Origin of the sequence: Flavobacterium cryophilum, assembly GCF_048286555.1 — a bacterium.
Lineage (GTDB): Bacteria > Bacteroidota > Bacteroidia > Flavobacteriales > Flavobacteriaceae > Flavobacterium.
Window position 1 is genome coordinate 116944 of the sequence record NZ_JBLVPZ010000010.1, and the last position, 13083, is coordinate 130026.

Annotated in this window: 8 protein-coding genes; 7 read left to right on the top strand and 1 reads right to left on the bottom strand. The window is 34.6% G+C overall.

Annotation, left to right across the window (positions count from 1 at the left end):
• Positions 1-49: 49 nt before the first annotated feature.
• Positions 50-1081 carry a LacI family DNA-binding transcriptional regulator gene (locus ACNQGJ_RS14100; protein ID WP_417973927.1) on the bottom strand — a complete coding sequence of 344 codons (1032 nt, stop codon included), beginning with the start codon at positions 1079-1081 and terminating at the stop codon, positions 50-52.
• Positions 1082-1406: 325 nt separating this feature from the next.
• Here ACNQGJ_RS14100 and ACNQGJ_RS14105 point away from each other — a divergent pair, with 325 nt between their 5' ends.
• The 7 genes from ACNQGJ_RS14105 to ACNQGJ_RS14135 all read left to right on the top strand — a co-directional run bounded on the left by ACNQGJ_RS14105 (position 1407) and on the right by ACNQGJ_RS14135 (position 13082).
• A complete protein-coding gene (locus ACNQGJ_RS14105) occupies positions 1407-2843 on the top strand; it encodes a glycoside hydrolase family 28 protein (protein ID WP_417980379.1) in 1437 nt (478 codons plus the stop codon).
• Positions 2844-2881: 38 nt separating this feature from the next.
• Positions 2882-6091: a SusC/RagA family TonB-linked outer membrane protein gene (locus tag ACNQGJ_RS14110; protein ID WP_417973923.1), complete on the top strand. Its 3210-nt coding sequence runs from the start codon at positions 2882-2884 to the stop codon at positions 6089-6091.
• Positions 6092-6109: 18 nt separating this feature from the next.
• Positions 6110-7900: a RagB/SusD family nutrient uptake outer membrane protein gene (locus tag ACNQGJ_RS14115; RefSeq protein WP_417973921.1), complete on the top strand. Its 1791-nt coding sequence runs from the start codon at positions 6110-6112 to the stop codon at positions 7898-7900.
• 29 nt (positions 7901-7929) lie between these two features.
• Positions 7930-9483: a DUF4957 domain-containing protein gene (locus ACNQGJ_RS14120; protein WP_417973919.1), complete on the top strand. Its 1554-nt coding sequence runs from the start codon at positions 7930-7932 to the stop codon at positions 9481-9483.
• A gap of 150 nt (positions 9484-9633) precedes the next feature.
• Positions 9634-11079 carry a right-handed parallel beta-helix repeat-containing protein gene (locus tag ACNQGJ_RS14125; RefSeq protein WP_417973917.1) on the top strand — a complete coding sequence of 482 codons (1446 nt, stop codon included), beginning with the start codon at positions 9634-9636 and terminating at the stop codon, positions 11077-11079.
• Between the two features lie 65 nt (positions 11080-11144).
• A complete protein-coding gene (locus tag ACNQGJ_RS14130) occupies positions 11145-12098 on the top strand; it encodes an alpha/beta hydrolase fold domain-containing protein (protein ID WP_417973915.1) in 954 nt (317 codons plus the stop codon).
• An 18-nt stretch (positions 12099-12116) separates the two neighbouring features.
• Positions 12117-13082 (top strand): DUF4861 family protein, encoded by a 966-nt coding sequence (locus ACNQGJ_RS14135; protein ID WP_417973913.1) that lies wholly within the window; start codon positions 12117-12119, stop codon positions 13080-13082.
• Position 13083: the final 1 nt, after the last annotated feature.

Below are 13083 nucleotides of genomic sequence, written 5' to 3' on the forward strand. Positions count from 1 at the left end.
GAGTTTAGTTTTTATTAAAAAAGTGTGAAATTTATTTCACACTTTTTTTTTATTGTATTTTCAATCTTGAGGATGATTTTCTAATATGTAATATAGGATTCAAAACAATCTTTTTTTCCATCTTAAAATCTTTAGTATTGTTAATTTGTTCCAAAAATACTCTAGCTGCCATTTTTCCCATTTCAAGAGGAGATTGATCAACAGTAGAAATTGAAAGTTCCATAAACTTTGTAAAAGGTTCATTCCCAAATCCTACAACGCAAAAGTCTTCGGGAATTCGAATTCCTTGTTCTTTAAGTTCCTGTATAGCGCCTAATGCAGCAAAATCACTAGCAGAAAATATCGCATCGGGTGGGTTTTTTAATTGCAGTAATTTATTTGTTACTAAAATACCGTCTTCAATACTACTCTTTGACCGAATAACATAATTTTCATCAAAAGCTATTCCGTTATCTATTAAAGCCTTTTTGTATCCTTTGAATCGATTTTCATATATTTCTAAAGATTGATCTCCACATAAATGGGCTATTTTTTTACAGCCTTCGTCAATAAGATGCTTAGTTGCTAAGTAGCCTGCTCTGAAGTCATCTATAGTAATAGAGCTCACGCCATCAATATTTTTTTTTCTATCAAAAAAGATTAAAGGAACATTTTTTTCGAGTACACGATGAATAATTTTTTCATTTTTCTTAGATTCATTGGTTATTGATATTATAATACCATCAACTTGTGCATCAAGAAGTGTATTGATATTCTCAATTTCTCTATTCTCATCTTCATGTGTTTGGCAAATAATTACATTATACTTATTTGGATGTAATTCTTCTTCAATCCCACGAATGGCTGATCCGAAAAAATTAGTATTAATACGAGGAACGATAACACCGATATTTCCGCTTCTTCCGCTTCGAAGTGCCAAGGCTAACCTATTTTGTTTGTAATTCGTTTTAGCCGCAGTTTCCATAACAAGTTTAATAGTACTTTCACTTATTTTGGGATTGTTGTTTAAAGCTCTTGAAACAGTGGCCGCAGATATATTGAGTTCTTTGGCAATATCGTAAATGGTTGTTTTTTTATTCATTAGCGAGATTCTGTATTTTATTTTGGATAAAAATACTACTTTTTTTCGATCTATTACTAATTAATGTTATCGATTGCAGAGTATTTATTGTAGCATGTATTAGAGCGTTATTTATTTTGATTGTAATGATAATAATTCATTTTTTAATAGTTTATTTAGTGTTTACTGTTTTATTATATGGATTTTATTATATTAATTATTTTTTTACTGCTTATTGATTGGTAATATTGAAATTTAATTCTATGTTTGCGTAATCGATTGCATAGTTTTATTTGGATACAAAAAATAAATAATTTTAATTAAAGATTTTAAATAATATAAAATGATGAAAAAATATATTTTAATGAGGAACCTGCTTTCACTTATGCTGTTTTCAATGTTTTTTATTTCCTGCGGTGTAAAACAACACAAAAAGCTGGTAAATAATGATCCATGGAAAACAATGCAACACATAATTGATAGTGTAAAGGCGCCATCTTTTAATGATAAAACATATGTAGTTACTGATTTTGGTGCTCAGTCTGGCGGTGTTTTCGACAATACTCAGGCATTTAAAAAAGCAATACAAAATTGTACTAAAAATGGGGGAGGGAAAGTTTTGGTTCCATCCGGAAAATATCTTACAGGTCCTATACATCTGGAAAATAATGTAAATCTTCATTTAGAAGAAGGAGCTGAAATTTTATTCAGTACGAATACCGCTGATTATCCGATTGTTCATACCTCATGGGAAGGAACGGAATTGATGAATTATTCGCCATTAATATATGCTTACCAAAAAACGAATGTGGCTGTAACCGGAAACGGAATATTAAATGGGCAAGCAAATAGCGAAAAATGGTGGTGGTGGTGTGGAAGTAAAAGATACGGCTGGAAAGAAGGAATGCCAAGTCAGGGAGAGCCTCTTAATAGAGTGAGATTGATAGCGATGGCTGAAGAGGGAGTTCCTGTTTCGGAACGAATTTTTGGAGAGGGGCATTACTTAAGACCTAATTTTGTAGAGTTTTTTGATTGTAAAAATGTTCTTCTAAAGGACGTAAAAATTGTGAATTCCCCTTTTTGGGTTGTTCATCCTACCAAGTCGTCTAATGTAATTATTGATGGGATTACAGTTGAAAGCCACGGGCCTAATAATGATGGTTGTGATCCTGAATATTCCAGAAATGTAATTATAAAAAACTGCACATTCAATACCGGAGATGACTGTATTGCTATAAAATCAGGCAGAGATGCGGATGGAAGGCGTGTAGCAATGAAAAGCGAAAATATTGTTGTTCAAAACTGCAAAATGATTGATGGTCATGGAGGAGTTGTTATTGGCAGTGAAATTTCTGGAGGGGTACGAAATGTTTTTGTTGAGAATTGTATTATGGACAGCCCTAATCTGGAAAGAGCCATCCGAATCAAAACAAACTCCAATAGAGGGGGACTCATCGAGAATGTGTATGTAAGGAATTTAGAAATTGGTCAGGTCAAAGAGGCCGTTTTGAAATTGAATATGTTTTATGAAGTCTATGGTGCAAAACCAGGGACATTTATTCCCCAAATACAAAATATTTATCTGGAAAATATAACGGTTAAAGATGGCGGGAAGTATGGTATTTTGGCCAAAGGCTACAAAGAATCACCCATCAAAAATGTTACTTTAAAAAACGTAAGGATTGACCGAGTAGACGAAGCATATTCTATTGAGAACCTAGTGGGTCTTAAATTAATTGATACTTATATTAATGGAACGCTTATGCAAAGCCCAAATAACTAACTAATAAACTAACTATTAACCAATCCAATATTAAATTTATGAAAACCAAACATTTTTTTAAAAATGGTATGAAGTATTTTTATGCCTTTATCCTCTTCTTGAGTTTGTTTATGAGCAATGAATTGAGGGCTCAAAATAAGGTGACTATTGGCGGTGTGGTCACAGACGCAAACAACATGCCAATTCCTGGAGTAAACATTTTAGAGAAAGGCACTCAAAACTCTACTGTTACCGATTTTGATGGAAAATTCACTCTAGGTGTCTCTAGGTCAAACAGTATACTGGTTTTTTCTTATGTAGGATATGAGACCTTAACTCAAATAGTAGGGCAAAAGAAGTCCTTAAGTGTTGTTTTAAAAGATTCAGCTTCGCAATTAGATGAAATTGTTGTAATAGGGTACGGGACGTCACGTAAGGCGGATTTGACGGGATCAGTGGCCTCTATTTCTGGTGAAGATTTGAAAAAACTATCCATTGCAAGCGTGGCCGAAACTTTAACAGGGCGTTTAGCTGGGGTGCAAGTGACATCTTCAGAAGGTTCTCCAGATTCAGAAATTAAAATTAGAATTCGAGGAGGAGGCTCTTTGACTCAGGATAGTTCTCCATTAATAATAGTAGATGGATTTCCTGTTAATAGTATGAGTGATGTTTCTCCTTCAGATGTTGAAAATATTACAGTGTTAAAAGATGCATCATCTACTGCGATTTATGGCTCTAGAGGGGCAAATGGTGTTATTATCATAACTACTAAATCGGGCAAAGATGGTAAAATGGCTGTAAGTTTTAATTCCTTTTTTGGATTTAAAAAAATTGCAAATACAATTGATGTGCTGCAACCGGAAGATTTTGTAAAGTGGCAATACGAATATGCTTTACTTAGAAATGACTTGAACTCCTATGAAAAATACTTTGGTAAATGGCAAGATTATGATCAGTACGCTGGTGTGAAAGGTACTAATTGGCAAAAACAAATTTATGGGCGAATGGGTGAAGTAAGAAGTCGGGATTTAGGAATTCGTGGCGGGTCTGATAAATTAAGTTATAGTTTTAATTATGCTCATTATGATGAAAAAGCCATTATGGTCGGTTCAGATTTTAGGAGGAATAATTTGTCTTTTAGTTTGAAAAACAAAGCCAGTGATAAAATTGACCTTTCGTTTACCATGCGTTATTCTGATACAGAAGTAAATGGTGGTGGTACAAATGAGCAAAATGAAGTGTCGTCTGCGGATGCTCGTCTAAGACACAGTGTTGGATATTCACCAATACCACTTCCGGGTTTAACGACTGATAACACAGATGAAGCTCTTTCGAGTTATTTGGTAAGTCCTTTTGTTTCTGTAGCGGATAACGACCGCAAACAAAATAGAAAGAATTTTAATATGTTAGGTAGCTTTTCCTGGGAAATATTAAAAGATCTTAAATTTAAATCTGATTTTGGTCTGGATAATTATAATTACAAAGATTATCGTTTTTATGGACGCTCTACCTATTATGTAAGCAATATACCTTCTGCTGAAAATCAAGGAAGCCCTGCGATTATTATTAGTAATCGTGATGACATGCGTTTTAGAAATGCGAATACCTTAAATTATGATTTCAAAAATATTCTTGGAGAGAATCATCGTTTAAAAGTTCTGGTGGGTCAAGAAATGATCAATTATAAATCAAATGAAATCGAAAGCACTATTCACGGTTTTCCAAAGTTCTTTGATTTTAATAACGCAAAAAATCTTAGTTCACAAGGTATACCTCAAGCAGTGGATAACAATTACAGTCCAGACGATAAATTGCTTTCTTTTTTTGGACGTGTAAATTATGATATTAAAAATCGTTATCTATTCACAGCCACATATCGTGCTGATGGATCAAGTAAATTTTTAGGAAACAATCGTTGGGGATATTTCCCAGCAGCGGCAGTAGCTTGGAAATTATCTGAAGAAGATTTTTTAAAAGACGTTTCTTGGATAAGTGGACTTAAATTCAGATTAAGTTATGGTCAGGCAGGAAATAATAACATTCCTACTGGGCAAACAGTTCAAAGCTTTCAATCATCAAGTTCAGCATGGATAAACGAAGCGACTAACTATTGGTCTGCATCCAAAACATTGGCCAATCCGGACTTAAAATGGGAGACAACTGTAACTCAAAATGTAGGGTTTGACTATGAATTATTCAAGGGTCGTCTAAGTGGTTCGTTGGAAATGTATAAAAATGTCACAAAAGACTTGTTAGTGCGTTTTCCTGTTCCCGGAACAGGGTATGATTCCCAATATAGAAATATGGGTGAAACACAAAATACAGGTGTAGAAGCATCTTTAACTGTGGTAGCTATAGATAAAGCAGATTATGGTTTAAGCTTTTCTTTCAATATTGGTCTAAACAAAAACCGTATTAATTCATTAGGTATTTTAAAAGATTTTGGTCAAAATACCAACTGGGCATCTACTGCAATTGGTAATGACTATGTTGTTAATGTAGGACAGCCTATTGGATTAATGTACGGTTACAAAAGCGATGGTCGTTACGAGGTGTCGGATTTTGATTATGCTGGTGGGGCTTATACTTTGAAAGCAAACGTTGCAAACAGCTCAAATGTTGTAGGGACTGTCAGACCAGGAACTATGAAATTAAAAGATGTTAATGGGGATGGAACGGTAGATTCTAACGATCTTTCCATTATCGGTGACGCTAATCCAAAACATACAGGAGGTTTTGTTATCAATGGAAATGCTCATGGATTTGATCTTTCAGCAGCCTTTAACTGGAGCGTTGGGAATGATGTATATAACGCCAATAAAATTGAGTTTACTACATCAAATACAAATGGACAATACAGGAATTTAAGTACAGAAATGGCAGATGGTAATAGATGGACAAATCTTGACGCTGTTGGTCAACTAGTAACTGAACCAGGGGAATTGGCAGCACTTAATGCTAATACAACAATGTGGTCACCATACATGAAAAATTTTGTTTTTAGTGACTGGGCGGTTGAAGACGGCTCTTTTTTAAGGCTTAACTCGCTTACATTAGGATATACATTGCCAGAGTCATTAATTTCTAAATTAGGTATTTCTAAATTTAGATTTTATGCAACAGCGAATAACGTTTTTATTCTAACAAACTATTCAGGTCTAGACCCAGAAGTTTCTACAAGAAGAAATACTCCGTTGACCCCAGGGGTTGATTATTCACCATTTCCACGCAGCAGACAAGTAGTTTTTGGTTTAAACCTAAATTTTTAATTTAATAATTATTCAAAGATGAAACATAAAATAATAATTACAGTAATCATTATAGCGGGTCTTTTTACTTCTTGCCAAGATTTGGCAGACGATTACTTAGAGGCACCGGCAAAATCAACCTTAGATGAATCTGTTATTTTTTCGACAGCAGGTTTAGCCAAAGGGGCTATAGATGGGATTAAAATACCTTTCGCGGAAACTAATTCATATAGAGGTCGTTTTCTTCCTTTTTATGGATTCAATACAGATACTGAGTGGTATAACACTTCGGAGACGGTAGATGATAAGTCAGATTTGTGTGTTTACGATACTAAACCGAACAATTCCCAAATGAATACAACAAATAATGTCTGGGCAATGATGTATTCTGGAATTGAGCGTGCCAATATCTGCATCAGAGGTTTACGTAAATTTGGGAACCCAGAACCTGGAACTGAGCTGGGGCATTTATTAGGAGAAGCCTTAACATTGCGTGCTATATATTACGCTGACTTAACAAAAACGTGGGGAGATGTTCCAGCTCGTTTTGAACCAATCAATTCAGAAACTTTGTATTTGCCAAAATCGAGTCGTGATGAAATTTACAAGCAACTTATTCAAGATTTAAGTGAAGCTTCGGAACTGGTTCCGTGGCCTAACGAAACTGCTAATACCACAAGTGTTGAGCGTATCAATAAGGCATTTGTAAAAGGATTTCGTGCTCGTTTAGCAATGGTTGCTAGTGGTTTTCAGCAATATCCTGATGGAATCAGAAGAAGTAATGATCCTGATCTTTCTGTTGTAAAAATGTACAAAATTGCTCTTGATGAGTCTCGTTCTGTTATTAATAGTGGCACAGCACATTTAGAATCTTCATTTGAAACATTTTGGAGAAAATACAATCAAGAAGATATTTCTGCTGGTGGAGAGTCGCTATGGGAGCTTCCTTTTGCTGACGGACGTGGTAGAATGCTATTCACTTTTGCAGTTTACCATACAAGCAGTGATCAGTTTCATGCTAATGGTAATAAACGTGGTGGAGCGGCAGGTCCTCTTCCCAATGTGTTTTATGATTATAACGAATCTGACAGTCGTAGAGACGTTACTTGCGTGCCTTATAAATATGGTACTCCTGTAAATGGTATTGCAAAACAAGAATTAGGAGCATTAGATACTTGGTACTTTGGAAAATACCGTTACGAGTGGATGAATCGTTTTGTCACTTCAACAAATGATGATGGTATCAACAAGCTCTACATGCGTTATGCCGAAGTACTTTTAATTGCTGCTGAAGCGGCCAATGAGTTAGAAGGCCCTGCTGTAGCGGCACCTTATTTAAAAGAAATTCGCAAGCGTGCATTCCCGGCGGCTGCACAGGCGCAACAAGTTAATAATTATGTAGCAGCTTTGTCCAGCAAAGAAGCAATGTTTAAAGCGATTGTTTTAGAACATAAATTTGAGTTTACAGGCGAAATGGAACGGAAACAAGCACTGATTCGTTGGAATTTACTTAAAACGAATTTAGATGAGGCCAAAGCTAAAATGTTAAAGTTAAAATTGCGCACTGGAGAATATGCCAATGTGCCAACTACGTTATATTACAAAACTAAAGCGGATAATGTATCTCTTGATATATACGGATTAAATCGTGGGGAATCTATAAATCCAGGTGCCGAATATTCTGCATTTAGCTGGACTAAATTAGAGGAAACCAAATTAAATTCTCTTTATAAAAGTAGTGTAAATCCAGATAACAGACAGTTTTGGCCAATATGGCAAGTTTTTATCGATGGTAGTAATGGAAAACTAGTTAACGATTACGGCTATTAATAACTTAAATAATTAAATCAATTGCGATTATGAAAAAAATATTTATAATAAAAGGATTATTAGCCACATTACTTTTGTCAGTTTTGATCTCTAGTTGTACAGGTTATAATGAAGATATATTGGAGGTATTAGAAGTAAATAGAGTGTTTTCTCCAATAGGCCTTACGGCAAAGGTTAGAAATCAAACAACGGTTGAACTGAATTGGACTGTAAGGGATAATGTGGATCATTATGTAGTGGAAGTCAGTGCAGACGATACTGAATTCACCACTATTTTTAAAACGATTAAAGTGGCCGGAACTGAATTGCCTTTGCAAATTGCATTGGAAGGTGAAACAGTTTATTCAATAAGAGTTAAAGCAATAAGCACAACCGGATTGGAAGATTCCAAATGGTCAACAGTTACGGCAACAACTCTTTCTGAGCAACTTTTCTTAGCTACTGTAGATGGCGATATTCAAGCTAAACAGGCTACTTTTCGATGGGTTCCTAATAGTAACGTAACACAAATTGTTGTCAATCCAGGTGATATTAAACATGCTATTACTGCTGAAGAAAAAGCAAATGGAATTGCGACAGTAACAGGTTTAACTGGGGAAAAAGCGTATACAGCTATATTGTATAATAACGCCAAAAAAAGAGGTTTTGCAACTTTTACAACAGGAATTGACATAGGTACTGGTACTTTAGTGAAAATAACGGATGATTTATTTCAGAAAATAGCGGATGCAAATTCTGGGGATATTTTAGTTTTACAGCCGGGTGACTATTCTGCGCAAACAGGTACAATATCGTTAAATAAATCAATTACTATCAGGGGGTTAAGGAGTTATGATAAACCACTTTTAAAAGTTAGTTTTTCCATTAATGCTGGTGCTGCTGAAGTTAATTTAATTGACTTGGATTTAAATGGAGGTAAAACGCTAATCGATGTTATAAGATTTAGTCAAACTGGTAATTATACTTCATTGTTAGTAAGTGGTTGTACTATTCATGATTTTGACCGTTCATTTATTGCGGGTAATGCTTCTTCTGCTAAAGTAAACTCTGTAATAGTTGATAATTGTGTGGTAACAAATGTTATTACAAATGGAGGTGATTTTATTGATTTTAGAAATACTTATGTTGCTGATATAAGCGTTAAAAACAGTACTTTCAATAATTGTTCCGCCACGAGAGATTTTTTTAGAATAGATGCTGCATCGGGCTTATCTGGCACAGGTTTAACGACTACTGTTTTATTGGACAGTTGTACTTTATATGGTGTATGTAATTCTTCTGGAAAGAGGATTCTTTATGTACGTTTTAATGCTAATGTATTGACGGTGCGTAAGACGCTGTTTGCTGAAACAGTAGCGATTTATTCGAACCAAGCCGCTACTGCAGCACCTACTTTTTTAAATAACAATTATTTTAATTCAGCGGCGCTGTTTACCACAGCTGCAACTCCTATAAAATTCGATAATTCGGGAACTTATACTGCATTAGATCCGCAATTTGGAAATGTACTAACGGGAGATTTTACGATTAAAAATCAAACGCTACTTGATAATAAAGTTGGAGATCCGCGTTGGAGAAAGTAATAATATCTTACAGATCAGTTTACTAAAATTTTTATTGAGGTATACATTTTTGATTTTTGTGTACCTCTTAATTTTTTTATTCAACTAAAAAATCAATGCTTCTTGTTTAGTTGTATTCGCGAACTAAATATTAAAATTAAAAAAAGTAAAATGAAATATATATCGATATTATTTTTTTATCTACTTTCTTGTTCAGGACAGGTTGAAACGGATGCGATCATTTATGTGGATTCGATTGCTGTTACTGGTTCTGATATCACAACAGGAAGTATTAGTCAAATGGCGGCTTCAGTTTTGCCAATAAATGCGGCCACCAAAGGAATATCGTGGAAATCTTCAGACACCACCATTGCCGAAATTTCTTCAAATGGTCTTATTACCGCTAAAAAAAACGGTATTGTAATTATTACCGCTACAGCGATTGATAAAAATGTTGTAGTTGCTACAAAAAGTATTGTAATTTCTAGTTTTACAGTAACAGCTGCAAATCAATATACAGTAAGTACCGTTGCAGAACTTACAGCTGCAATAGCCAAAGCACAAGCGGGGACCACTATTATTTTGAATGAAGGAACTTACTTTATGAACAGTAAAATTACTTTGAATGCTTCCGGTACTTCCGATAATTTAATAACACTAATTGGCCAAGCCAACCAGAATAGACCGAAACTTGATTTTTCGCCTATGACCGAAAACGCTTCAAATCAAGGGGTCATTTTGACGGGAAATTATTGGCATATTAAAGGTGTTGATATCTATAAAGCAGGTGATAATGGTTTAGAACTTAAAGGGAATAATAACACTATCGAATTTTGTACTTTTTCTGAATGTTCAGATAGTGGTTTGCAAATCGATTCTGGAGCTTCTAATAATACGATTCTCAATTGTGACTCTTATTTCAATGCAGATGCTACTCTTGAAAATGCGGATGGTTTTGCCTGTAAATTGTCTGCCGGTACCGGAAATAAATTTATTGGTTGTAGAGCTTGGCAAAATTTAGATGATGGTTGGGACGGATACCTCAGGGGAACAGATAATATTACGACTACATATCAAAATTGTTGGGCTATAAAAAATGGTTACTTAAAGAACGGAACCAAGGGTGCGGGAGACGGTAACGGTTTCAAAACGGGAGGAAGTGATGATAAGCTGTTAAAACACAATGCAGTTTATAAAAATTGTATTGCAGCGGGCAATAGCAGTGACGGATTTGATCATAATAGCAATAGAGGGAATGTAGTAATATACAACTGCTCGGCGTATAGTAATGCTAAAAATTACTCCTTTAGTAGTACAAATCCACTTGAAAAACTTACTATTAAAAACAGTTGTTCATTAGGAGCATATGGCTCTACGAGTGCTACTATAGTGGATATTACTAACAACAGTTGGCAAAATTACATTGTAACCGATGCTAATGATTTTAAGAGTGTTGATTACGATCAATTATTGGCACCAAGAAAACAAGATGGAAGTTTGCCGGATGTCAGCTTTTTAAAACTTAATTCAGCTAGTGATTTAATAGATGCAGGTGTTGATGTAGGCTTGCCGTTTTTTGGAAGTGCTCCAGATATAGGAGCTTTTGAATTCCAATAGTATTTGTTGAATACGCTGAGTGGTGAATTCATCCTCGCTTTTCTAATTTTTTTATAGGTTTTAATATGAAGATAGTTTTAGTCCTTTTTATTATAAGTATTGGTTTTCCTGTGTTTTCGCAAAATCCAGTTGAAAAAGATACCTCTTACACTGTATTTAGTACTTATAACAAAGAAATAAAAAAATATCCTTTCATTCAAATTGTCTCTAAAACGAATAAAAGCCATGTAGTTGAAGATAAAGGAATAATTTATAAAAATAGTGCTTCAGGGTTTTTGCTATTAGATGCCTTTTATAAAAAAACAAAAAATCGTAATCCTGCAGTTGTCTTAATTCACGGTGGCGGATGGAAATCAGGGAATAAATCACAGATGCAATTTTTAGCAAAAAACATCGCCTCGAAAGGATATTCTTGTTTTGCGGTTGAATATAGATTGTCTCCGGAAGCAGCATATCCGGCAGCAATTTTTGATGTAAAAGAAGCGATTAAGTACATTAAAGCGAATGCCGAAAAATTTAATGCAGATCCAAACAGAGTAGCAGTATTAGGCTGTTCCTCAGGTGGACAAATGGCGGCTTTGATTGGGACGACAAATAATAATTTAGAATTTGAAGATCTGAAAAGTGAGTTTAATCAAAGCTCCAGTGTGCAAGCCATTATAAATATGGATGGCATTCTGGCTTTTAAACATCCGGAATCCAAAGAGGGTAAAGTTGCCAGTGAATGGTTAGGTGGTACCTTTGAAGAAAAACCAGAAATATGGAATCAAGCTTCGCCGCTAAATCATGTTAATAAAAATACGCCTCCAATTTTATTTATTAATAGTGACATGCCTCGTTTTCATGCGGGAAGAAACGATATGATTGCTAAATTAAATGAATTAGGGATTTATAGTAAAATAAAAAACATTCGTAATTCGCCACATTCCTTTTGGTTTTTTCATCCGTGGTTTGAAGAAATGGTGGAAAGCACAACTGTTTTTTTAGATGAAATTTTCAAAAAAAAAATAAATAAATAATTTTCAAAATAACACAAAATGAAAATAATAAAAATTGCTTCAGTAATTGTTTTAAGTTGTTTAGTTTCGTGTAAAGTGCAAGAAAAACAAGTAACGACAACCTCCAAAACCTATGCCGAAATTTCTGTAAAAGATGGTGGCAAATGGGAAGGACGTAAATATATAGGGGGTAATTTTAAAAATGTTCAAAGTTTAAAGTTAGCTCCAGAACATACCGATCATTCTTTTGATATTCGCTACGAAGGTCCGGGTTGGGAAAGCAATAAAATAGGATATCGCTTGTATCTCGATTGGAGAAATGCCATTGATATTTTCGGAAAAAAAACCGAAGCGATGGTATTACCACAAGTAGGACAGGATGGTTTTGATTCCTACCATGAAATGCAAGTTTGGGGATCAGATATTCTAAAAGCGGGAAAAGGAATCGGAATTGGTTCCATCGATCGTTATCTAAATAAAGAGAGACTGCACTTTTATGAAGTGGATTCTACCATTGCCAAAGTAGAAAATAATGCGGAATCTTCCAGTGTAAAAATCAATTACTACGGATGGAAATCAGCTTCGGATAAAATTGATTTCACATCAGAATTGACAATTAATCCTGATCAGCGTCATACCAAACACACCATTCAAGCCTCACAAGCAATTGCTGGGATTTGTACCGGAATTGTAAAACAGAAAAATACCGAAGTACTTAAAAAAGTGAGCCAAAACAAAAAATGGGCCTACTTAGCTACTTATGGCGCACAGACATTGGTGCCAGATAAATTGGGTATGGCTATTTTCTATGAAATCAAAACCATCGAATCTGAAGTGGATGCTGAATTTGATCACCTTTTGATTTTTAAACATACAACAAAACCCATTTCTTTTTACTTTTTAGGCTCATGGGAGCAAGAGGTAAACGGGATTAAATCACAAGAAGAGTTTTCATCTTATTTAGATAAAAAACTAGCGGTATTAAATACTACCAATAAAATATAAT

Bases quoted from the DNA above. Each gene is read 5' to 3' on its own strand.
- ACNQGJ_RS14100 (WP_417973927.1), bottom strand. From the start codon at position 1,081: ATGAATAAAAAAACAACCATTTACGATATTGCCAAAGAACTCAATATA.
- ACNQGJ_RS14105 (WP_417980379.1), top strand. From the start codon at position 1,407: ATGAAAAAATATATTTTAATGAGGAACCTGCTTTCACTTATGCTGTTT.
- ACNQGJ_RS14110 (WP_417973923.1), top strand. From the start codon at position 2,882: ATGAAAACCAAACATTTTTTTAAAAATGGTATGAAGTATTTTTATGCC.
- ACNQGJ_RS14115 (WP_417973921.1), top strand. From the start codon at position 6,110: ATGAAACATAAAATAATAATTACAGTAATCATTATAGCGGGTCTTTTT.
- ACNQGJ_RS14120 (WP_417973919.1), top strand. From the start codon at position 7,930: ATGAAAAAAATATTTATAATAAAAGGATTATTAGCCACATTACTTTTG.
- ACNQGJ_RS14125 (WP_417973917.1), top strand. From the start codon at position 9,634: ATGAAATATATATCGATATTATTTTTTTATCTACTTTCTTGTTCAGGA.
- ACNQGJ_RS14130 (WP_417973915.1), top strand. From the start codon at position 11,145: ATGAAGATAGTTTTAGTCCTTTTTATTATAAGTATTGGTTTTCCTGTG.
- ACNQGJ_RS14135 (WP_417973913.1), top strand. From the start codon at position 12,117: ATGAAAATAATAAAAATTGCTTCAGTAATTGTTTTAAGTTGTTTAGTT.